This is a genomic window from Arthrobacter sp. ISL-48 (assembly GCF_018613805.1).
In the GTDB taxonomy this organism is placed as follows: domain Bacteria; phylum Actinomycetota; class Actinomycetes; order Actinomycetales; family Micrococcaceae; genus Arthrobacter.
Genome location: NZ_JAGGPL010000014.1, coordinates 39,865 through 62,131, shown reverse-complemented (window position 1 = coordinate 62,131; position 22,267 = coordinate 39,865). Strand labels below are relative to the sequence as shown.

General features: G+C 64.9%; 20 protein-coding genes and 1 tRNA gene. 6 read left to right on the top strand and 15 right to left on the bottom strand.

The window, feature by feature from the left end; genetic code table 11:
* Window positions 1-126: 126 nt before the first annotated feature.
* Window positions 127-312: a hypothetical protein gene (locus tag J7E83_RS14125; RefSeq protein WP_214963142.1), complete on the top strand. Its 186-nt coding sequence runs from the start codon at window positions 127-129 to the stop codon at window positions 310-312.
* Window positions 313-396: 84 nt separating this feature from the next.
* Here the strand turns inward: J7E83_RS14125 and J7E83_RS14120 are convergent, their stop codons facing one another.
* The 5 genes from J7E83_RS14120 to J7E83_RS14100 form a co-directional block, all read right to left on the bottom strand.
* Complete coding sequence (locus J7E83_RS14120) at window positions 397-1,242, bottom strand: aldo/keto reductase (protein WP_214963141.1); 846 nt, start codon at window positions 1,240-1,242, stop codon at window positions 397-399.
* Window positions 1,243-1,306: 64 nt separating this feature from the next.
* Entirely contained in the window at window positions 1,307-1,783 is a 477-nt protein-coding gene (locus J7E83_RS14115; protein ID WP_214963140.1) for a hypothetical protein, read from the bottom strand.
* 7 nt (window positions 1,784-1,790) lie between these two features.
* Window positions 1,791-2,444 carry a bacterial proteasome activator family protein gene (locus J7E83_RS14110; RefSeq protein ID WP_214963139.1) on the bottom strand — a complete coding sequence of 218 codons (654 nt, stop codon included), beginning with the start codon at window positions 2,442-2,444 and terminating at the stop codon, window positions 1,791-1,793.
* A 63-nt stretch (window positions 2,445-2,507) separates the two neighbouring features.
* Window positions 2,508-2,711, bottom strand: a complete 204-nt coding sequence (locus J7E83_RS14105; protein ID WP_214963138.1) for a YbdD/YjiX family protein — start codon at window positions 2,709-2,711, stop codon at window positions 2,508-2,510.
* Window positions 2,711-5,011, bottom strand: a complete 2,301-nt coding sequence (locus J7E83_RS14100) for a carbon starvation CstA family protein (RefSeq protein ID WP_214963137.1) — start codon at window positions 5,009-5,011, stop codon at window positions 2,711-2,713. The genes J7E83_RS14105 and J7E83_RS14100 overlap by 1 nt, the downstream gene beginning before the upstream one ends.
* A gap of 176 nt (window positions 5,012-5,187) precedes the next feature.
* Between J7E83_RS14100 and J7E83_RS14095 the strand changes: the two genes are divergently transcribed.
* A complete protein-coding gene (locus J7E83_RS14095) occupies window positions 5,188-5,715 on the top strand; it encodes an AAA family ATPase (RefSeq protein ID WP_214963135.1) in 528 nt (175 codons plus the stop codon).
* A gap of 34 nt (window positions 5,716-5,749) precedes the next feature.
* Here J7E83_RS14095 and J7E83_RS14090 read toward each other — a convergent pair whose 3' ends face one another.
* The 4 genes from J7E83_RS14090 to J7E83_RS14075 form a co-directional block, all read right to left on the bottom strand.
* Window positions 5,750-8,641, bottom strand: a complete 2,892-nt coding sequence (locus J7E83_RS14090; protein ID WP_214963133.1) for an FtsX-like permease family protein — start codon at window positions 8,639-8,641, stop codon at window positions 5,750-5,752.
* Between the two features lies 1 nt (window position 8,642).
* Window positions 8,643-9,380 (bottom strand): ABC transporter ATP-binding protein, encoded by a 738-nt coding sequence (locus J7E83_RS14085; RefSeq protein WP_214963131.1) that lies wholly within the window; start codon window positions 9,378-9,380, stop codon window positions 8,643-8,645.
* Window positions 9,377-9,988, bottom strand: a complete 612-nt coding sequence (locus J7E83_RS14080; RefSeq protein WP_214963129.1) for a PadR family transcriptional regulator — start codon at window positions 9,986-9,988, stop codon at window positions 9,377-9,379. The genes J7E83_RS14085 and J7E83_RS14080 overlap by 4 nt, the downstream gene beginning before the upstream one ends.
* Before the next feature lie 119 nt (window positions 9,989-10,107).
* On the bottom strand, window positions 10,108-11,091 hold the full coding sequence (locus tag J7E83_RS14075) for an NAD(P)H-quinone oxidoreductase (protein ID WP_214963128.1): 984 nt from the start codon (window positions 11,089-11,091) through the stop codon (window positions 10,108-10,110).
* A 108-nt stretch (window positions 11,092-11,199) separates the two neighbouring features.
* Here J7E83_RS14075 and J7E83_RS14070 point away from each other — a divergent pair.
* A tRNA-Ser gene (locus J7E83_RS14070) sits at window positions 11,200-11,287 on the top strand.
* A gap of 178 nt (window positions 11,288-11,465) precedes the next feature.
* Entirely contained in the window at window positions 11,466-12,263 is a 798-nt protein-coding gene (locus J7E83_RS14065; RefSeq protein WP_214963126.1) for a VOC family protein, read from the top strand.
* Between the two features lie 78 nt (window positions 12,264-12,341).
* Here J7E83_RS14065 and J7E83_RS14060 read toward each other — a convergent pair whose 3' ends face one another.
* Genes J7E83_RS14060 through J7E83_RS14040 form a run of 5 tightly spaced genes read right to left on the bottom strand, consistent with a single transcriptional unit; the run spans window position 12,342 to window position 17,570 of the window.
* Window positions 12,342-13,682 carry an LLM class flavin-dependent oxidoreductase gene (locus tag J7E83_RS14060; protein ID WP_214963124.1) on the bottom strand — a complete coding sequence of 447 codons (1,341 nt, stop codon included), beginning with the start codon at window positions 13,680-13,682 and terminating at the stop codon, window positions 12,342-12,344.
* Window positions 13,679-14,629 (bottom strand): TauD/TfdA family dioxygenase, encoded by a 951-nt coding sequence (locus tag J7E83_RS14055; protein ID WP_214963122.1) that lies wholly within the window; start codon window positions 14,627-14,629, stop codon window positions 13,679-13,681. The genes J7E83_RS14060 and J7E83_RS14055 overlap by 4 nt, the downstream gene beginning before the upstream one ends.
* A 33-nt stretch (window positions 14,630-14,662) precedes the next feature.
* Window positions 14,663-15,598 (bottom strand): ABC transporter permease, encoded by a 936-nt coding sequence (locus tag J7E83_RS14050; RefSeq protein WP_214963120.1) that lies wholly within the window; start codon window positions 15,596-15,598, stop codon window positions 14,663-14,665.
* Entirely contained in the window at window positions 15,598-16,479 is an 882-nt protein-coding gene (locus J7E83_RS14045; protein WP_214963118.1) for an ABC transporter ATP-binding protein, read from the bottom strand. Before J7E83_RS14045 ends, J7E83_RS14050 begins: the two co-directional genes overlap by 1 nt.
* A 2-nt stretch (window positions 16,480-16,481) precedes the next feature.
* Window positions 16,482-17,570: an ABC transporter substrate-binding protein gene (locus J7E83_RS14040; RefSeq protein WP_214963116.1), complete on the bottom strand. Its 1,089-nt coding sequence runs from the start codon at window positions 17,568-17,570 to the stop codon at window positions 16,482-16,484.
* A gap of 466 nt (window positions 17,571-18,036) precedes the next feature.
* Here J7E83_RS14040 and J7E83_RS14035 point away from each other — a divergent pair, with 466 nt between their 5' ends.
* Together J7E83_RS14035 and J7E83_RS14030 are read left to right on the top strand one after the other, a co-directional pair.
* The gene (locus J7E83_RS14035; protein ID WP_214963114.1) at window positions 18,037-18,669 is read left to right on the top strand and encodes a TetR/AcrR family transcriptional regulator; all 633 of its coding nucleotides are present in this window, start codon (window positions 18,037-18,039) and stop codon (window positions 18,667-18,669) included.
* The gene (locus tag J7E83_RS14030; protein ID WP_214963113.1) at window positions 18,666-20,288 is read left to right on the top strand and encodes a CocE/NonD family hydrolase; all 1,623 of its coding nucleotides are present in this window, start codon (window positions 18,666-18,668) and stop codon (window positions 20,286-20,288) included. Before J7E83_RS14035 ends, J7E83_RS14030 begins: the two co-directional genes overlap by 4 nt.
* A gap of 36 nt (window positions 20,289-20,324) precedes the next feature.
* Here J7E83_RS14030 and J7E83_RS14025 read toward each other — a convergent pair whose 3' ends face one another.
* Window positions 20,325-22,253 (bottom strand): FAD/NAD(P)-binding domain-containing protein, encoded by a 1,929-nt coding sequence (locus J7E83_RS14025; protein ID WP_214963111.1) that lies wholly within the window; start codon window positions 22,251-22,253, stop codon window positions 20,325-20,327.
* Window positions 22,254-22,267 lie beyond the last annotated feature (14 nt).

Below are 22,267 nucleotides of genomic sequence, written 5' to 3'. Positions count from 1 at the left end.
GAAGACTTCCAAGTCGATGAGTCGTTTCTTCCAAATAGGGTGCCGTTCTTTCAGGTTGATCGATATCTCACAAACACGCGGACCTGATGCCGCGTTATTGTCAGACCCCGGCTGCACACTGGATTTATGGAGAACCAACCAGTACAGGAATTTCACGTCACCTACTTCGACGCCGATTGCGGCCGGATCCGTGCGGAAAGCTTCGACACAATGGCAGAGGCCCAGCGCTTCGCCAGCAGGAACTGCCGCGGTGAGGATGGCTGGGCGCTCATTGATGCCGTCGCGGTGGAGCAGGCCCGGATCGCGGCTTAAAGCAGCAACCCGCACCGACAGGCCTAGGCCGGGCAGGTGCGGGTCGTTTGCCGGAAGCTACTTTCCTGAACTTGTTTGCTGGGATCAGGCGAAGTCAGAAACTGCCGGGTCCGGGCCGATGCGGCCTTCACCCTTCGCGGTCCGGTCCAGGCCGTTGATGGCCTCGACGTCATCGCTGTCCAGCCTGACATCCAAGGCTGCGAAGTTTTCCTGGATCCGGGATTCCGTGACGGACTTCGGGATCACCACGTTGCCAATGGCCAAGTGCCAGGCAATGACCACCTGGGCGGGCGTGGCGTGATGCTTGGCCGCAATGGAGGCCACGGTGCCATCCTCGAGGAGCTCACCGCCCTGGCCCAGCGGGGACCAGGCCTGGGTCAGGATTCCCTTGGAAGCGCCGAATTCGCGGAGTTCGCGCTGGCTGAAGTACGGGTGCAGTTCGATCTGGTGGATGGCTGGAGCCACGCCGGTTTCGTCCGTCAGGCGTTGCAGCCCCTCCACCGTGAAGTTTGAAACGCCGATGGACCTGACACGGCCTCGCTTCTGGAGTTCGATGAGCGCCTTCCAGGTATCCACGTACTTGTCCTGTTTGGGCTGCATCCAGTGAATCAGGTATAGGTCCAATGTTTCCAGGCCCAGCCGGTCCAGGGATTCTTCGAAGGCCACCAGCGTGGATTCGTAGCCCTGGTCTGCGTTCCACAGCTTGGTGGTGATGAAGATTTCCTCAGGGCTGAGGCCCGAACCGGCGATCGCCCGGCCCACTCCTGCCTCGTTGCGATAGGCGTGGGCGGTGTCGATGTGCCGGAAGCCGGCTTCGAAGGCCTGGCGGACAACTTTTTCTGCGACGCCGTCCTCAACCTGCCACACGCCGTAGCCGAGTTGCGGAATGGTGTGTCCATCATTGAATGTCAGTGTGGGTGAAAGAGTCATCCATTCATCGTGCCAAAGGACTGGCCCATCCCGGAAGTGAAACTCCGCGCGCTAAGCCAGGCGCTTAACGGGGAATACTTTCCCCCTGTTGACCGGCGCCGTCCTCGGCGAGGCGGCGTTCGGCGTCGGCGACCTGTTCCACTACCGATTCCGCGCGCCGGTGCACCGAGGCCGCCCCGACGGGCACCGGACCGACGGCGAGCCTCAGCATGGCGGCTGCCTCGGCGGTAGTAGCCAAGGAATTTCCGGCCTTGGACAACGAGCGATGGACTCCCGCCAAGGCTCCCGGAATGTCCAGGCCCTCGCTGGGCGAGCGCCGCTGGGCCTCGACGCAGACAGCCCGTACCCGCTCCAAAAGCGCCGCCAGCTCGTTGGCTATCTCAACCAGCTCTGCGTAAAGCTGATCGTCTTCCACGCCTTCGAGCACCTGGTGGTAGCGGTCCAGGCCCCTGTGGAAACGGTCGTGGGCCCGGCGCCACAGGCCCTTGCCGAGTTCGGCGTCGTCTTTCCGGCCCTGGCGGGCGGCAGTGAAGAATCCCAAACGGAACCTACAGGTACTGGCCGGGACCGTGGTCCGGGTCCTCCGGCCGGCCCGGCTGACCCGGACCAGGACCAGGGCGCTGCTGGCCTGCGGAAGCCCGCTGCGGCTCGCCGTTCTCCCCGATCACCACACCCGGAGCAATCACGGTCCCGGGCGGCAGCTGCCTGAGCTGCAGCTGCGCGGCGGCGTGCTCCCGGGCGGCGTGCTGGGCGGCAATGGCCGTCTGGATGCCGTGGAACAGCCCTTCCAGCCAGCCCACCAGCTGTGCCTGGGCAATACGGAGTTCGGCGTCAGACGGAGTCGCGTTGTCCGAAAAGGGCAGGCTGATCCGGTCAAGTTCTTCGACCAGCTCCGGGGCCAGCCCGTCCTCGAGCTCCTTGATGGACCGCTCGTGAATCTCCGCGAGGCGGCCGCGCGCGGCGTCGTCCAGCGGCGCGGCCTTAACCTCCTCCAGCAGCTGCCGGATCATTGTCCCGATCCGCATGACTTTGGCCGGTTGGTCCACGAGGTCCTGCACACTGCTGCCCTTGGCTTTGCTTCCGCGGTCTCCATTGGCCACGGGCCCTGCAGCGGCATCTGTCGGCCCGGGCTGTTCCCCGTTGTCGAGAGTTGTGCCCTCTACCGGGACGTCATCAGGCTGAGTGTCTATTGGGTCGCTCATGCGTTCATACTCTCACGAGCCCGCAGCGCCCGGTCCAGTCAATGAAGCTCCTTGACTTCCACATCAGCAGCACCTGCCCTGAGGGTTGGTGTCCTGGCGGTCCGTCCGGTCCCGCCAGAACTCGCGCTCGCTCAATGGTGGCGTCGCATGCCCTGCTGCGCGGTGGTGCTCCACATACTTTGCGTACGCGTCCGCGCCCAGGACACCGTTGAAATACCGGGCGAAACTGCGGAACCCGGTGGCGACCCCAGCCAGTCCAGGACTCATCAGTGGTGGCCTGCCTTTTCGAACCGCAGTTCGCCCGGCACTTTGTCCCATTCCGCCATGAGCTCCCGTTCCGCCGCGGTGGGGATGAGCCCGGCCGGAGCGAAGACCCGGGAGGAACGTGCCTCATCCTCGTGGTCCACGTTGATGGTTCCAGCAGTGCTATTGCGGAAGGCCTTGATGGTAGCCAGGATCGCCGTGACGATAACGATGATGCTCAGGACCACGAAGATGATGGACAGCCAGCCCTGGATCATGGTGTTGCGCACCACTGCCTCCATGGCAGCCACAGTCTTGGCAGTGCCGAAGGAGGTTTTCCCGTCCGCGAGGGCCTTCGAGAAGGCCGCGTTGTTGGCGAAGTAACCCACGGCCGGGACCGGAGAGAAGATCTTCTGGAAGCTGGCGGTGATGGTGACCACTGCGGCGAAGGCCATCGGCAGCGCCACGATCCACAGGTACTTGAATGCGCCGCGCTTTGCCGCAATGGCCATGCACACGGAAAGTGCGATGGCTGCGAGCAGCTGGTTGGCGATGCCGAACAGCGGGAACAATGTGTTGATGCCGCCCAGGGGATCCGTGACTCCCATCAGCAGCACCGCACCCCAGGCGCCCACCATCACAGCTGTGCAGAGCCAGGCACCGGGACGCCATGAGGCTTCCTTGAATTTGGGGACGAAGTTGCCGATGGAGTCCTGCAGCATAAAGCGCGCCACCCGGGTGCCTGCATCGACCGCGGTCAGGATGAACAGTGCCTCGAACATGATGGCGAAGTGGTACCAGAAAGCCATCATGGCCGTTCCGCCAATGAACTGATGCATGATGTGCGCCAGGCCCACGGCCAGGGTGGGGGCGCCGCCGGAGCGGGAGATGATGCTCTCCTCACCCATATCCCTGGCGGTCTGGGCGAGTACGTCAGGGGTGATGTTCACTCCGGCCAGGCCTAGGCTGTTGACCCACGTGGCGGCGGATTCCACGGTTCCACCCGTGAGGGCAAGCGGTGCGTTCATGGCGAAGTAGATGCCACGGTCGATGGAGATGGCTGCCACCAGGGCCATGATGGCCACGAAGGATTCCATCAGCATGCCGCCGTAGCCGATGAAGCGCGTCTGGCGTTCCTTCTCAATGAGCTTAGGCGTGGTCCCTGAGGAAATAAGGGCGTGGAAGCCGGACAGGGCGCCACAGGCAATGGTGACGAACAGGAACGGGAACAGCGCGCCTGAGAACACCGGTCCGTTGTCACGGCTGGCAAACTCGCTGAACGCGGGGACGGTGATTTCGGGACGGACCACCACAATGGCCAAGGCCAGCATCACGATCACGCCGATCTTCATGAACGTGGACAGGTAGTCACGCGGCGCCAGCAGCAGCCAGACGGGAAGGACGGCGGCGATGAAGCCGTAGATAATGAGGCCCCAGGCGATGGTGACCTTGTCCAGGTGGAAGAGCGCCGCTCCCCACTCGGTGCCGGCAACGGCACCGCCGCCGATGATGGCCGCCATGAGCAGCACAAAACCGATGAGGGAGACCTCCAGGATCTTCCCGGGGCGGAGGTACCGAAGATAGACGCCCATGAACAGCGCGATGGGGATGGTCATGCCAACGGAGAAAACACCCCAAGGGCTCTCGCCGAGGGCGCTGACAACGACGAGCGCCAGGATCGCGACAATGATCACCATAATCAGCAGCGTGGCCACGAGGGCAGCAGTCCCGCCGATGACGCCCAGTTCCTCGCGCGCCATCTGGCCGAGGGAACGGCCGCCGCGGCGCATGGAGAAGAACAGCACCAGGTAGTCCTGGACCGCTCCGGCAAACACCACCCCGACGATAATCCAGATAGTGCCCGGCAAATACCCCATCTGTGCTGCAATGACCGGGCCCACCAAGGGGCCGGCGCCTGCAATGGCTGCGAAGTGGTGGCCGAACAGGACGTTGCGGTCCGTACGGACGTAATCCTTGCCGTCGGCCTTGTACTCGGCAGGAGTGGCACGGCGGTCATTGGGCTTGAGGAGAAGCTTCTCAATGACCTTGGAGTAGAACCGGTAGCCGATCAGGTACGTACACACCGAAGCGAAGACAAACCAGATGGCATTGACCGTTTCACCGCGGACGATGGCCAGCATGACCCACGCCACGCCGCCCAGCAGCGCGATGGCCGCCCAGAGGGCGATCTTGGTAGGGGTCCATCGCTTGTCTTCGGCCTCGCGGACTGCCTCGTCCACGCCGGTGGGTGGAAGCTGCGGATCTGCGGTCAACGGACCGCCCTTACGCGTTGCACCTGCGAGTTCGTCAGCCGTTCCGGCCATATCTCCTCCTTGAGATTCCCTGCTTCAGTGGTCTGCCCAAAGGCACCCTACCCAACGCGGAGGCGCCTGGGTATTCATTTCTTGCCACGACGCGACCTTCCGCGGCGAGCGGCACGTCGACGGCGGCGAACGGCTGGGAGTATATAGCTCAACACCGACTCAGAAAGAGATTCACCGTGAGCCCAACAGACTTCGTCATTTTCCTCAACGGGACCTACGGCGCCGGGAAAACGTCAACCCTGGATCACATTGGTGACTTGCTTTCACAAGCCCAGAAACCTTTCAGCCTGATGGACGTCGACTGGTTCCACCGTTCGTGGCCTCCAAGCAAAGACGACCCCACAAACACTGATACCGAGGCCGCCAACATGGCGGCAGTCTGGCGCAACTACAAAAACACCGGCGCACGACAACTCGTCGTCAGCGGAGTCATGGCCAGCCTCCAGGACCGCACCCGCTACGAAGCCATTTTCGAGTTGCCTGTCCGCCCCATCCGCCTCACAGCCACCGAAGAGGAGACAGAAAAGCGGCTCCGACGCCGCTACACGCCCGAGCAGGACTCCAGCCTTCAATGGCACCTCAAGCGCTATCGCCAACTCAACTCCACACTCACTGCAGCAGGCCTGGACGAAGCCATCATCGAAACAACACAACGCAAACCTGGTCAAGTGGCAAGGGATGTCCTCGAGCACTTCGCCATATGAGGTCCACGGGCAGCGCCCCAACTCTTGCTTCGCGTCAGGTTCCGAGGCTGCGCCGGGACATCGGCAGCCTCGCCTTGGTAAAGACCCAGGCAAGCGCGGCGCCGGTGAGCGGCACAGCGAGCAGCAGCGCCGCCAGCTGCGGCCAGGGCACGACGGCGGTCCGCGCCAACCCCGTGGCGGTCACGAGCAACACGGCAGGAATTATGCCCGCAATACTTCCCAGCGCCGTTCCAATCCCGGCGGTCATCAGCGCTTGCGACCCTGCGAGCGCCTTCCGCAGGCGCGGCGCGGCCCCCACACCGGCGAGCGTGACGTGGTCTTTCCGCGAGTCCGACATCGACAGGCCGGTAGTGATTCCTGCCGCGCTCAGCGTAATCAGCGCCCCCAGCCCAACAATGCACCAGAGGATGAGCGAGGAATCCCGTTCCGCTCCACCTTCGACGTGCATGGACCCATAGCGGTTCTTGTAGATCGCCACGAGGGCCGAAGAAACCTTGTCAGCTTGGACAGCATCGGGATAGGCGCTTAGCTGCACCAGGAGCGCCGCGTCCTCCAGCCGCATTCCGGCCGCGGCCGCAGCTTCCGGGGATACGACTCCGTAGTAGGGGACGTTGACGTCCGGCTCAAGGACCGCCGCGGCCACCTCCGTGCGACGCGTCTCCTGGTATCCCTGGACGGCGTCCGCATTGGCGACCCCGGGGAGCGGCTTGCGCACGTCCTGCGCCACGAGGGTGACGCGTCCGTCGCGGACGAAGACGGGATTGGTGACTACCATCCCGCCGGCCGCCAGCGCGTTGCGGGCTTCGGCCGTCGGCGCCTTTCCCAGCAGCCTTTCCACGTCCGCCGCCGTCCCGACGACCACTGAGTCGGCGCTTCCCTGGCCGGCATATGGGCGCATCGCTCCCCGGCAGCGCCAGTCGTCCGGGTCTAGGACGCGCTGGCCGGCAGTCTTGGGACATTCGTTGCCCTCCGGCACGGCGAGCGAATACTGCAGGCAGCTCGACGCCGCGGTCTGAGCCGGCGCCGCGTCGACGAGTTCCGGCCGCATCTCACAGTTCCGGATGGCTGGTGTGCGCAGCACGCTAGTCCATTCCACGGTGCCCAGGGCGCCATCCAGGGCGGATGCCACCGCGGCGGGGTCAGCTGCTTCCGGTTCCGGCACAGTTCCGTCAGCCAGCAGGGGCTGTGCGATGAGCAGAGGCAGTACTGCCTGGTTCTTCAGCCCCACCCAGTAGTGGTTCTGTTCTTCATTCGCCTGCTGGCTGGAGGCCAGGACCATACTGCCGCTCGCCAGCGTGGCAGCCGCGAGGACTGCGGCAATCGCCGGCACCGTCCGGCTGCGGTTGCGTGACGAATCCCGGGCGGCCATGCGTGGGGCGAGCGGCAGCCGTGCGGCGTGCCGCGCCAAGAAGGCCACCACCTTGCCCGTCAACAGAATCAGTGACATGACCCCCAGGACGGCACCGCCGAGCAGGAACCAAGCGATGACAGGCGTCCGCGCGGTGAAGACGTCCGGGTCTTCGCTGGTGACAGCCAGCCAAGTACCCGCCGCCTGTGCTGCAGCGGCCACGACGAGCAGGACCAAGCCCAGGTTAAAGGGCCGCTTGCCGGCCGAAAGCGGAGCACGTCCGGATTTGAGTGCACCAAGAACGGCCTGACGGGCCACCTGTCGCGCCGGTGCCAGTGCTGCCAGCAGGCACGCCGCGAAGCCCATAACCATGGCCACCACAGTCAGGAGGACATCCGGATGGAATCCCGGCAATCGAACTGAGCCGCTCAGGCGCACCACCACGACGACGGCGGCGGCTGCGGCGAGTCCCAGAGCAGCCCCGGCCGTCACGGCAATGCCGCCAAGCCAAAGCCCTGCTGCCAGCACCACGGAGCGAATCGTGGGGTTCTCGGCGCCCGATGCGGCCAGAAGGGCTAACTCTCGTACTTGCCCCTTCGCTCCCACCGCAAAAGCGGCTCCCGCCAGCAGCCCCACCTCAAGCAATGCCAGCGCCCCCAGGAAGGCCCCTGTCAGGTACCCAACGAGCGGTGTACTGGCGGGCTGTTGGGACATGCCATCCGGCAGACGATCCTCTACCGGTGGCGGATTCAGTGCCACCGACCGTGACAACACGGTAATGCCTACAGCGTTGGCGTCCCGCACCTGGCTCCACGTCACCGGTTCCGGTCCCACGAGGTAGTACAGCGTTGATTTGTTTAGGTCCCGCGCCTCCGGCTGGGTCGGATTCGTCGGGTTCGGGACGGCGGGAGTCCCCTGCCCCATCCTGAGGTACACGATGGAGTTGCTGTCCGAGTATCCGGCATCGCGTACCGTTCCGACCACAGCGAACGTCCCAGTCGACGTCTTCAGTTGGTCCCCCAGAGCCAGTCCGAACCGTTCCAGCAGTCCGGGTGACACCAGCACGTCATTTTCGGCGTCGGGCGCCCGGCCCCGAAGCAAGGTGTACTTGCCTTCGAATGCCGGCGACAGCGCGTCCACCACGCGACCCACCAACGGCACGTCCGCGGCGCCCGACTCAGCCGTGAGTTCCAGGGTGGACTCTGTGAGCACGGCGTACCCCGGGGGAAGGGCATCCCGCGGATCCTCGGGCCTGAAGTCCGGATCGCTGTCCCAGTTGCCGGAGGAAATGCGTGTCTCGTCGATGGGGTCCTGGACCATGTGGCCGTTGGGCATACCCATTGGCCGGAAACGCGCCTGTGTGTTTCCCAACTGGTACTGGACGCGTTCCGCTGCGGTTTCCTGGGTGCTCTGGAACAGGGTAAGCGCACCCGTCATGCCGGCCACCGGAAGCATGATCAGCAGGATGATGAGCAGCGACCGGCCTTTGTGGCGGCGGATATCGCGCCGCGCCATCCGCATGGCCACGCGGAAGGACTGCCGGCGACCGCCCGGTAGCGGTTTGAGATCGAGCGCCACCTCAGAGTCCGGCCTGTGCCAGCAGCATCGTCGGATCGTGCATGGCGGCTGCCTGGTCCACGATGCGGCCGTCCCTCAGGAACACCACGCGGTCCGCCCAGGCGGCGTGCCTGGCCTCATGGGTCACCAGCATCACCGCTGCACCCGCATCCGCCCTCAACCGCAGCACCTCCATGACACCCTGGCCTGTGGTGGAGTCGAGTGCACCCGTGGGTTCATCGGCGAGGATCAGCCGGCGCTCCCCCACTATCGCCCTGGCAATGGCCACACGCTGCTGCTGGCCGCCTGACATCTGGTCCATATAGCGGTCGGCCAGTTCCGGGATCCCCACTTGCCTCAGGGCATCCAGCGCCTGCCGGTGCGCCTTCTTCGCGCCCGTCCCGTCCAGTTCCAGTGGCAAGGCCACGTTTTCGGCAGCCGTGAGGGTGGGGACCAGGTTGAAATCCTGGAAAACGTAGCCGACGGCGCGGCGGCGGAGCCGGGCGAGTTCGTTCAGTCCCAGCCCTGCCAGGGGGGTCGATTCCACAAAGACAGCGCCCGACGTCGGTCGGTCCAGTCCTCCGGCCAGCGCCAGGAGGGAAGATTTACCGGAGCCGGACGGGCCCATGACGGCGACAAACTCTCCGGCACTGATGGTGAGGTCCACGTCGCGGAGGGCCGCGACCGCCGTCGCGCCTTCACCGAAAGCCCTGCTGACCTTGGCGAGTTCCAGGACCTGCTGCGGCCCTTGGACGCTCACCGGCGGCTATCCGCGATGAGCGGGGCAGCCTCTTCCACAGTGACCCCGGTGGACGGTTTGCGTGTTGCTCCTTGGCCGGCTGACTGCGCCTGCTGCACCATCCGTGCCTCGCAGAGGTCCAGCCAGCGGACCTCCGCTTCCGTCTGGAAAATCAGTGAGTCCAGCACCAGCAGCCAGGCCGTGTCAGCCGAGCGCTGGTTGGCGGCGGTGTCCCGGCGGGCCTTGGTGTAATCCTGAAGCGCCCGGATGGAAGCCACGCGCTGGGCCTGGATGATGGCCTGTACGTCCACCCCCGGCAGGGTCACAGCGAGCGCCAGCTTGATGGCGAGCTCATTCCGCGGCGGGTTGACGCGCTCCACGGGGGCGGCAAACCAGCCCTGCACCTCGGCTTTGCCTGCCGCGGTGATGCTGTAGACAACATGGCCCTCGCCGTCACCGCCCTCGTTGCTGACCAGGCCGTCCCGCTCCAGCCGGTCAAGCGTGGTGTAGACCTGACCGATATTCAGCGGCCAGGTGGCTCCGGTGCGGTTCTCGAACTCAACCCTGAGCTGGTAGCCATAACGCGGCTGGTCCTGCAGCAGGGCGAGGAGGCTGTGACGGATGGACATGATGCTCCTAGCGGTGGCGGTTTCCGCGGCATGCACGACCCCCCAAGACTCGTGCATACCGCGTATAGACGGAGACTAACCGAGTTCTCGCCAGGAAGCAATACCGAGTATTCACACAGCTACATGACCAGCAGGATCTTTCCCACGTGATCCCCATTGTCGAAGAACTGGTGTGCCGCCTGGACCTGGTCCAAGGGGAAGGTTTTGGCGACCAGCGGGCGGATCTGCCCGCTCGTGATGAGCGGCCACACCGCTTGCCGCACCGCGTCCAGGATGGCGCCCTTTTCCGCCACGGGCCGGGGCCGCAGAGCGGTAGCCACCACCGCCGCACGCTTCTTCAGCAGCTGGCCCAGGTCCAGTTCGCCTTTGGCGCCTCCCTGCAAGCCGATGACGATCAGCCGTCCGTAATCGGCCAGCGCGTCAACGTTCTGCTGCAGGTACTTTGCGCCCACCACGTCCAGGATCACATCTGCGCCCTTGCCCCCGTTCTGCCGCTTCAGGCTTTCCGGAAAGTCTTCCTCGACATAGTTGATCGCGATATCCGCACCGAGGAAGGCCTTCGCGGTGCCGACCTTCTCCCCTGTTCCTGCCGTGGCTGCCACCTTGGCTCCAAAGGCCTTGGCCATCTGGATCGCCATGGTGCCGATGCCTCCAGTGGCCCCGTGGATCAGCACGGTCTCCCCCTCCTGCAGCTGCGCCGTCATGATGAGGTTCGAGTAAACAGTGGCCGCAACCTCGGGCAAGGAAGCGGCAGTCACCAGATCGACGCCGTCGGGAATCCTCAGGACCTGTTCCGCCGGAACGGCGACCTGCTGCGCATAACCGCCGCCGGCGAGCAGCGCAACCACTTTGTCGCCCACAGAGAACGGCTTGGTAACACCGGGGCCGAAGCCCACGATCCGCCCCGAAACCTCAAGCCCAGGAACTTCAGAGGCACCCGGAGGCGCCGGATAAAATCCCCTGCGCTGCTGGACGTCTGCACGGTTAAGGCCGGCTGCCACGACGGCGATCAGCACCTCGGCTTGTCCGGGAACCGGAGGGTCCACCTCGCGGACCTGCAGCACTTCCGGACCGCCGGGTTCTGAAATGTAGACGGCTTTCATGGAGAACTCCCGTTTCTAGCTGATTCGTGCCCCAGAACCAGTGTGCACCGGAAGCGCGCCAGACTCTGTTTTGTTGCAGCCAACTGCCTATGAAACACTACTGGTTAGGGAAGGTTGTCCGAGCGGCCGAAGGAGCTAGTCTTGAAAACTAGTGTGCGGTAACCCCGTACCAAGAGTTCGAATCTCTTACCTTCCGCGAATGGAACCCCGGTTCACCAGCATGGCTGGTGCGCCGGGGTTTCTCGTTTTAATTCCATCTCTTTACCTGCTGTTCCGTTGAAACTGTCAGTGCCTGGGCATAGGGTCGTTCCTGTCTCCACTACCCACTCAAATGCGGGCGGACAGCCTTCCGCCCAGAGAACCAGGAGCCCACTATGCCTTCACCCGACATCACACCCGGCGCACCCTGCTGGATCGACCTCATGACATCGGACACTGAGAAAGCCCTGCACTTCTACGGAGAGCTGTTCGGCTGGGAATTTGAAGCCGGTGACCAGGAAAAGTATGGCGGTTACATCACGGCCCGCAAGAACGGCAAGACCGTTGCCGGCATCATGCAGAAGGACGAAGACCAGGCGGGTATGCCGGACGTCTGGTCCACTTACCTCCGCTCGGACGACGCCGCTGCAACAGCGACCGCCGTCACCTCCCATGGCGGCCAGGTCTATTTGGAACCCATGGACGTGCCGGAACAGGGCCATATGGCCGTCTTCGGGGACGTTACCGGCGCGGCGATCGGCATCTGGCAGCCGCGTGAGATGCGGGGCTACGAGCTGGTCGCGGAACCGGGCGCGGCAGCCTGGCACGAACTGCACACCAAGGACTACGACGCCGCTGTGACGTTCTACCAGAACGTCTTCGGCTGGGACACGGACGTCATGAGCGACTCCCCCGAGTTCCGGTACACCACCCTGGGCTCTGGCGACTCCGCCAAGGCCGGCATCATGGACGCCTCGGGCTATCTTCCCGCCGAGGTTCCGTCGAACTGGCAGATCTACTTTTCGGTAGAGGATGCCGATGCGTCGATCGAAAAAGCCGTAGCCCTGGGAGCAGCCGTCATCGACGGGCCAGACGACTCGTCCTTCGGACGCCTGGCTACGCTGGCGGACCCCACAGGCGCAATGTTCAAGATCGTTGCAGACAACGGGCCCGACGCCGCAGAATCACAGTAGCCCGGCCCTGAAAGAGGATGCCCTCCCCGCCCGTGAACTGGAGCGGGGAGGGCATCCTTTCTTTTCGTTCAACTTGCCCTAGACCAGGAGCGGCAGCCTGCTGGACGAGTTGGCCGGTTTGGCCAGTCCAAAATGCTCCCGGAGGGTCCGCCCTGAATACTCCCGCCGGAAGAGACCGCGGCCCTGCAAGATAGGGACTACCTGGTCCACGAAGATATCCAGCCCCGAGGGCAGCACGGGCGGCATGATGTTGAAACCATCCGCTGCTCCAGCCTCGAACCAGTCCTGGATAGCGTCCGCCACTTGTTCCGGCGTCCCGGAGAACGTCCGGTGACCGCGACCCCCACCAAGCCGTCCGATCAGTTGCCGCACGGTGAGTCGTTCCCGCCGTGCGAGATTCACGATCAGCGTGTATCTGCTCTTGGCGCCTTCGATGTCATCCTCCGACGGGAGGTCAGCCGGCAACTGGGCGTCCAGCTTCAGGGAGTCCGCTGAAACCCGCAGTACCCCGGCCAGCTGGTTGCGTGCGTGCTCAGGCAGGATGAGCTCGTCGAGCTCCCGCTCGAGGCGGAGCGCCTCCACCTCCGTTGAGGCGATGACCGGAACAATGCCGGGCAGGATCTTGATTGATTCCGGGTCCCGCCCGGCTGCGGCTGTCCGCTGCTTCAGGTCTGAGTAGAAAGCCTGGGCATCGGCCAAAGTCTGGTGCGCGGTGAAGACGGCCTCCGCATACCGGGCGGCGAACTCCTTGCCGTTTTCCGACGAGCCTGCCTGCACAATTACGGGGTGCCCCTGCGCGGACCTCGGGACATCCAACGCACCCTCCACCTGGAAGTGCCGGCCCGCATGGTTGGCCTGGTGCACGCGGGAACTGTCCGCCCAGACACCGGACGCCTTGTCCGCCACGATCGCGTCGTCCTCCCAGCTGTTCCAGAGTTTCTTAGCGACATCCAGGAATTCCGCGGCACGCTCGTACCGTTCAGAGTGCGCGGGCTGACCGGCCAGGGAAAAGTTCTTCGCCGCCGCATCCCCGGCAGTGGTCACCACGTTCCAACCCGCCCTGCCTCCGCTGATCTGGTCCACGGAAGCGAACCGTCGAGCCAGGTTGTACGGTTCGTTGTACGTGGTGGAAGCTGTGGCAATGAGCCCAATACGCTCCGTGACGGCCGCTATCGCGGCAAGCAGCACCGTCGGTTCCAGGCCCCCATACGGCCGCTGCGCCACATTTCCATGCAGGACCGGCGAATCCGCGAAGAAGATGGAATCCAGCTTGCCGCGCTCTGCTGTCTGCGCCAGCCGCTGGAAATGCGCCACGTCCGTCCCCGCGTAGCTGTTGCTCTCCGGCAACCGCCACGATGCCTCGTGGTGGCCCGTGCTCATCAGGAATGCGTTGAGGTGAAGCTGCCTGGGCTCGGTCATCGCTGAACCCCCGAGAACGCGGCTTCGTCAAGGACAACCGTCTCAGAGTAGGCGGACGAATCACCCTTGACGGACGTGCTGCTGCGCCCGTCCACCCCGCGCGGGATGTCGCCGGCCACGGTCACCCGGTTGAGCTGGCGGGCCTGGCCGTCGTAGTTATCCGGCGCGTAGTGCTGGGTGATGCGGTTGTCGAACAGGACCAGCTGGTTCGGTTCCCAGTTCACCCGGAGTACGTTCTCCGGACGGGTGATGTAGGCCTGGAGCAGCCGGAGAATATCCTTGGACTCGGTGTTGGACAGGCCGACGATCCTCAACCTCTGGGCGAAGCCGCCGATAAACAATCCCTTTTCCCCGGTAAGCGGATGCACCCGCACCACAGGGTGGGCCGTTTCGAAGTAGATGCGGGTGAACTCCTTGCGGCGTTCCTCTGCGTTGGCGTGTTCCAGGTTCTTGGGTACTGAATAGTCGTAGTCATTGGTGTGGATGGCCCACAAGGTGTCCGCAAAGTTGCGCAGTTCCTCCGGCAGGTCCTGATAGGCACCGGCCGAAGTAGCGATCAGGGTTTCGCCGCCATATGCGGGCAGCGTGATGCTGCGGAGAGTGGAGGCCTGGGGCGGGTTCACCACAAACGTGACGTCGGTGTGCCAGTTGTTGGCGCTGCCGTTTTCACTGTCTACCGGGAGAACGGCTGGTTTGCCGTCCACCGACGCCACCGTGGGGTGGGCGTTGGTGAGCGGGCCGAAGCGGCTGGCGAAGCGTACCTGGGCGTCGTCGTCGAGCACGTTTGCTTCCCGGAAGACGAGGGCCTTGTGGACGTTCAGGGCTTCCCGGATCTGCGCGATAGTGGCGTCGCTGAGGTCCGCGCTGAGGTCCAGCCCCCGGATTTCGGCGCCGATACGGGATCCCAGCTTGGTGAACTGGAGCTTGGTTTCAGTGATGACGGTCATGGTTGTTTCCTTTGCAGTTCAGAGGGGGACACTTTAAGAAGTTGAGCCGACGGCGGTGCGCCAGCGGGAGAAATGCCGTTCCAGTGACACGAGCAGCAGGTTCACCAGCAGCCCCAGCAAGGAGACGGTCAGGATGCCGGCGTACATGTCCGGGATGAGGAAGCTCATCTGTGAATTGACGATCAGATAGCCCAGTCCGGCCTTCGCCCCGACCATCTCCGCCGCGATCAGCACCAGGATGGACGACGTGCCGGCCATCCTGATGCCGGTGAAAATGGTGGGGACCGCGGACGGCAGGATCACTTTCTGGAAGAGCCGGAAGCTGTTCAGCCCCAGGGACTTGGCGGCCCGGATGAGCAGCGGATCCACGGTCCGGACGCCCGCGATGGTGTTCAGCAGGACCGGAAAGAACGCGGCGTAGGCGACGATGGTGATTTTGGATTCCTCGCCAATACCCAGCAACAGGGTGAAAACTGGCAGCAGGGCCAGGGTGGCCGTGTTGCGGAAGAGTTCCAGCAACGGGTTCAGGAGGGAGTTCAGCCAGCTGTACCAGGCGATAAGGAGCCCCAGCACCACTGCCGACACCACCGCGATACTGAAGCCGGACACTGAGCGCGAGAGACTCGCCTGCAGGTGGTTCTGCAGCTGGCCTGATTGCACCAGCTTCACGCCAGCCGCCAGCACCTCGTGCAGCGGTGGCAGGAACACGCGGGTGGACGAACCTGCCAGATACAGCGGCCCCACTTCCCAGAGTGCCAGGAACAGCAGGATGGCCAGCGAATTCCACCCGGCACGGCCTCCGCGGCCGGCCAGGGCAGCAAGCACTTCCGCCACCTTTTGCCGGCCCCCTTGGCTGGGAGTCTTTGGAGCGGAACCTCCGACGGCGGCACTCCTTAACGGGGGTGCAGTGTCGGGTTTCAGTGCAGTTGCTTTGGTCTGGACTTCTGTTTCGGTAAGGACGGTAGCCATCAGGCTGCGCTCCTTTCACGTGGCTGTTCGTCGGGGGCAGTGCCGTCCGGGAGGATCTTCCGGTGGCCGGAGTCCTGGGCCAGGCGGACCTCGTCGTGCAGGAGGGACCAGACCTGGTGCCGGTGCTCCACAAAGGCGGGATGCGAGCGAATGTCAGCGTCGCCGTCGCGGTCGGGGATATTGACGTCCACGATTTCCTTGAGCCTGCCCGGCCTGGCGCTGAGCACGGCCACGCGCTGGCCGAGGTACACAGCCTCGTCGATCCCGTGCGTGATGAACACGATCGTCTTTCCCGTCGCTTTCCAGATCCGCAGGAGTTCGTCCTGAAGCTGCTCGCGGGTCTGGGCGTCCAGGGCGGCGAACGGCTCATCCATCAGCAGGACGTCCGGCTCATAGGCGAGGCTTCTGGCGATTGCCACGCGCTGCTTCATACCGCCGGACAGTTCATGAGGGTAGCGGTCCTCAAAACCGGCCAGGCCCACCAGATCGAGGAACCGGCTGGCAGTCTCCGCGCGCTGTTTCCGGGACAGGCCTTTGTTCTCAAGGCCGATGGAGACATTGGCCGACGCTGTGCGCCACGGGAACAGGGCGTACTGCTGGAACACCACCGCCCGGTCCTCCCCGGGTCCCGCCACTTCCTTCCCGTCCACCAAGACTTTCCCGGACGTGGGGCGGGAAAGCCCGGCAAGTAGGTCAAGGAGTGTGGTCTTTCCGGAGCCGCTCGGGCCCACGAGGGTGAGGAACTCGCCGTCGGCAACGTCCAGGCTGAGACTATCCAGCGCCGTAAGGACGGAAGGTTCGCCGTTCCGGCGCGCGCCTCTGCCGCCCTGCCGGACGATGAACTCCTTGGTGACGTTTTTGAGACTGATTTTGGGAGTCATGGCTATCCTTTCGAGGTTGAGGCCGACGCCGTGGCGGCCAGGCTGTTGAACTCGTTGGTGTAGAGCTTGTTTGTGTCGAGCTCACCCGTGACGATGCCGGCTGACTTCAGGTAGTCGGCCCAGCGGGTGAAGTCGTTGTCCTGGATCTGCCCGCCCGTTGACGCCACGCCGACGCTCTTCCAGTACTTGAGGGCTTCAGGACTTTCATTGCGGCCCCGTTTGGCAAGGATCTCCTCGAACTTGGCAATAACCCCCTCTCGTCCGGTGGTGCGCTCCCATTCGATGGCCTTGGCCACTCCAGTCACTACCGTCCGGCTGGTTTCCGGGTTCTGCGCCAGGAAGTCCTTACGGAGGACGTACTGTCCGGCGTCAAAAGGACCGCCGAGGACTCCGATGTCCGTAAACAAGGCCCGCACGCCACCCTCGGCGAGCGCCCTGGCCTGCAGGACACCGCCCAGGGTCCCGGCGTCGACCTGCTTCTTGCGGAGGGCCACTTCGGTTTCGTTCGGCGGGACCACCACCAGCTGCACCTGCTTGATCTCATCGGGAGTCAGCCCGCTGTTCTTCAGGTGTGTGGTAATGACGGCTTCGTGGTGGGCGCCGAGGGTGTTGACGGCTATCTTCTTGCCGATCAGGTCCCTGGCAGTCCGGATGGCGCTGCCCTCCTCCACGTAGTAGCCGGTGAAGGTTTGGGCGTCCTCGCCGTAATAGTTGATGACGGCCTGAACCGGCGCGCCCGCCTCGATCAGCTTGATCACGGCTCCGGTGAAGGCTCCCCCGACGTCTGTCTGGTTGGTGGCGACGGACTGGATGCTCTGCGGGCCGCTTGTGGTGTTGCTGACCCACTCAAGCTTGACGTCGCCGAGGTAACCGAGGTCCTCTGCGAGTTCCAGCAACGAGACATTGTTGGGTGAGCCCTGGTAGCGGACGGTTTTCACTTCCCGTCCGCCGGCTGCACTTCCGCCGCCTGCCTCTGCCGTCGCTGGACCCCCACACCCGGACACCACCAGGGAGACCGTCACCGCTGCAGCCACGGCAGCTGCCGTGGCCGCAGCGGAGATGCTTGTTCGGGGTAGGAGCAGGTTTTTCATGGGGATACTTTCTGCGCTTGGGGTGCGGACCTTCAGGAGTAGATTCAGGCCGGCTGGCCCGTGTCCACCATCAGAGCAGAGATGAATCCGCGGCAGAAGTGCAGGGTTCATGCAGTGCAATCGAGGGAAACCGTGCGTAACGGCGCTGCATGGGGCGTCGCGGGGAGCAATCCAGACTCACCAGGAAACACTCGGGAACACAGCGAAATATGGGGCAACGGAACGAAAGCCGGGCGCACGCATTCGTTCATGCGAGGTCAGCTTTTGCCTTGGAGGGCAATAGACCGCTCACCCTGCGCTGCGAAGTATGAACCGAAAGCCGGGCAGCGCTGCGCCTTCGGGTGCGTGGCACTCCGGTTGCGGTCTGTGCCACCCACGAAAATTGCCTTGCCGAAGTCCGGATTGTTACTGCCTTTGCAGTTCCTGACACTTGCCAATTAATTTACACGTGTATAGCATCTCGGATATGGACTCAAATTCCACACCAGATGCCCCGATCCGGGACCGCCGCATCCGGCGTTCGCGAGCTGCGTTGATGCAGGCCACAGTCACCTTGGTCAGCGAGCGCGGCACTGCTGCTGTTCCCATCTCAGACATCGCCGAAGCCGCAGATGTCAGCCGCCCTGTGGTCTACCAGCACTTCGGTGATCGAGACAAGCTGCTGCTCGAGTCTGCCCTCGATCTCGCGAAGCGTGAACTCCTGCCGCGCATTGCGGACAACGGTGGTGCATCGACGAGACGGGGTGGAGCGTTGGCCCTGGTCAAACACTTCGCGGACCACAGGGCGTTTTACCGGGCGGTCCTGACGAGTTCCTGTGCGTTCGCGCTGAACAAAGCACTGACCTCCCTGCTCATTCCCATCAACAGGCAGCTCGTGCAGGAGATGTTCGGTCAGACCCTGGGCCCACCGGCTGCAGACGATTACGCCGCCTTCATCACTGGCGGCGGGGCAACCCTCGTCAACACATGGATAATCGAGGGCGCCGAACCGCTCGACCCCGAAGCGTTCGCGGACAGGCTGATGCAGTTGGTGCCCTTTGCCACCGACATGCTGCGCCTGCCGGGAACGCCACAACCTCACAAGGAGCCGGTCCGATGAACCTCATGAGCCACATCCTCCAGCGCAAACTGGAACTCCCCCCGCCCCTGACCCGTGACCTCGCCGTGCAAAAGGACCTGCGCGTGCCGATGCCCGACGGCGTCGAACTGCTTGCGGACAGGTGGGCGCCGCGGGCAGGGGGCGAGGGGCTGCCGACAGCGCTGCTGCGCTCCCCGTACGGCCGGGCGGGCATGTTCGCGACCGCCATGGCCAGGCCTCTGGCCGAGCGCGGGTTCCAGGTGCTGATCCAGAGCGTCCGCGGCGGGTTCGGTTCCGGCGGCACCCTGGACCCGATGCGCCAGGAACGCGAGGACGGTTTGGCCACGCTGGATTGGGTGGTGGAGCAGCCCTGGTTCGGGGAGTCGATGGTGTTGGTGGGCATGAGCTACCTGGGCTTTGTCCAGTGGGCGGTGGCGGACCGCCTGCCGCCGCAGGTGAAGGCCATGATCCCGCAGGTGACCGAGTCGGCGCTGACCCTTGAGTTCCTTCGCGACGACGGCATGTCGCTGGAGCTGCCGATCGAATGGGGCGTTTTGACAGCCGTGCAGGAGCGGCGCTGGGCGATGCTCAGGAGCCGGGGCCAGGCCCGGAAAACGGCCCGCGCGATGCACACGCTGCCGCTCAATCGGGCCGACGTCGCGGCCATCGGCCACAGCTCCAAGTACATCCAGGACGTCCTCAGGTACGACGCCAAACATGAGTTCTGGGCAGCAATCGACCACTCCCACCGGGTGCCTGCCGTGAGCGTGCCGGTGAGCTCGATCGGTGGCTGGTACGACATCTTCCTGCCCGGCCAGCTCCGTGACTTCCAGGTCCTGCAAGAAGGGGCGCATGCCGCGCGGTTGACCGTCGGGCCGTGGACGCATGCCGAGTTCACAAACGCAGGCATCCTGGAGGCTGTCGAGTTCGGCCTCGCCCATGCGCGCGGCGGGCAGGTCCCGGACCGCCCTCCCGTGCGGCTGTATGTGATGGGCGAGGAAGCCTGGCGGGACTTCGATTCCTGGCCGCCGAAGGGTTATGAGCCGCAACTGTTCCAGCTCCACCCCGACGGCGGATTGTCCGGGGAGCCTGCTGTCGAATCGGCGCCCGACACCTACCGCTACGACCCGGCGGACCCGACGCCCGCGGCCGGCGGCATCAGCATCAGCAGTGGTGGCCGGGTCGACAACACGGCACTGGAGGGCCGGCCGGACGTGCTCACCTACACCACCGCCGCACTCGACGAGGACGTTGAGGTCATCGGCGAGGTCAGTGCGAACATCTGGTTCCGCTCCAGCCTTGCCCACGCTGATGTCTTCGTCAGGCTCTGCGACGTCGGCCCCGACGGACGCTCCCATAACGTCTGCGACGGACTGACCAGCCTGCCCGGCGCGGACACGCTGTCGGTCGCCGCCGTGCGTCTTTGGCCGACCGCGTACCGCTTCCAGCGCGGCCACCGCATCCGCGTCCAGGTCTCCAGCGGGGCGTTTCCGCGCTTTGCCCGCAATCCCGGAACCGGCGAACCTCGTGCCACTGCCACCACCCTCCGTGCGGCGGACCAGACGGTTTACCACGACCCACAGCACCCCTCGGCGGTGATCCTTCCGGTCCGGGCAATGGCTGATTCCGGGAACCCGTAACCCGCCACCTCAACGGCTGGACAGGGGGACCACGCGTCAGTGTCCCAGGATGGCCTGCGCGATTTCGTCTGCGTCACGAAGAGTGCGCTGGCCGCTTCGGTACGCGTGGCGGCCAGGCTGGATTGCCTCAGCAGCGATGGCCGTTCCCCACTGGGCAGCCGAGAGCTGCAGGCCCAATACGTAGAGACCGTCGGTGATTGCGCCGCTCGCCGCCACCGGGCGATAGGGGTGCGGGGTGACGTCCAGGCCAGTGGCCTGGACGGGTGCACCCTCCGCAGTCATCATGAGTCGGGGCCGGACCAGTCCGTCCGCCAGGAGTTGCTCCAGGAGCGGGGAGGCGTTGGCGGATACCCGGTTGGCCGGTGCGAGCGCCTCCACCATGGACTTCGCCGCCGCGGGCGGGCCGTTCACCCAGGGCGAGGCTGCGGTAAACATGCCGGTCCGCCGGTCGACGCTGAACCTGGGGCCAGGTCCCACAAAACTGACGACGCCGGTGCGCGCGAGCGCCGCCAGCTGTTCGGCGCGCAGCGCGGGCGGGCCGCTGGCCAGCCCCTCCACGAACGACTCGAACCAGCCACGAAGCCCGGCGACCCAGGATTCATCCGTGATGCCGCCGTCGGCTACAGCCGATTTGAGGACCGCCCGCCCGTGATGGAGCGCACCGATGGCCATTTTCACGGGGTCCTGCTCTCCAAGGGCGGACCGGCGGGCGTCATCGAGCAGGTAATCCACGACGGCGGCATCAAGTTCCGCCCGCGAGGCGAACGACCGGCCCGCCAGCGGAGAGGCGAGGCCCAGGAGGTCCAGCCTGTGCCGCGGACCAACGTGGACGGCGAGAACGCTGTCCACGGCGTCCTCCCAGTTGGCCGAGCTGTGGGCGTGCGGCCGGAGCGCGTCGTCGAGGGCGGCCAGGAACTCAGACGGATCGGGTACCGCACCGGGCTGCGACCGCACCAGCGTTGAATAGTAGGCCCAAAGGGTGTCGCGGTGCAGCAGGGGCCAGAGGTCGTGGTCGAAGCCCGGCCGGATCCCGGCGGTGGCAAACCGCTCCAGCGCAGCTTCCGTAAGGAACCGGAGTTTCACGGACGCCGGGTAATAGCCGTCCAGTGCAGCCTTGGCGCGGTACGGCGTGCCGCGCCGGGACGCCGCAATGATCAGCGGTTCCTGGCCCGACGGCTCATACTCGAGCCGGTTTCCGGCGTCGATGAACTTTCCGCCGCGGCCCTCCGTGAGCTGTCCTACGGCGTCGAAGAAGTTCAGGCCCATGCCCCGGACCAGGACCGGCTCGCCGGCTGGAATCTCGGACCAGTCCACGTCCGCCGGTATGGAAGGCGGCAGGTAACGCAGGCCCAGTTGCCTGGCCGAGGACTGCAGTTCCCGTTGCTCCGGGTTGAGCCGGGAGGGAATGTGGCCGAGCGCCAGGACCACGGAGTCGGCGGTGAGCGACCCGCCGCCGGCGAGCCCGACGTCGAACGTTCCATTGCCCGCCGGGCGTACTGACAGGGCGGACGTTTCGTGGAACGTGATGGTCACGCCGTCGGGCAGTTGTGCCGTCAGCTCCTCCAGAATGCAGCGGAGGTAGCGGCCGTAGAGGGCGCGGCTGGGAAAGTCCGTCGAACCCAGGGCGGCAAGTTCGGAGCAGTCGTCCTCCGTAAGGGACGGCTGAGGGTCGTGCTGCTGCCGGACCCGCCACTGGTCAAACGTGGTGCCGGCCACGGGCGGGGCAAGCCCGGGATCCTCGGGAATGACCGTGGGGTAGAACGATTGGGTGTTCATAAGGTACAGCCGGGACTGGTCCGGCTGCCACACATGCCCCGGTCCTGCCGGGTAGGGGTCGATGACCTCAATATGGAGGGCCGCCGATCCGGTGCGGGCGGCGGAGTGGGCGAGCAGTCGCTCAAGGACGCTGGTACCCCGGGGGCCGGCGCCGATGATGGCCGTCCGGATGCTCTGCGATTTACCCACGGCATCCAGAGTAT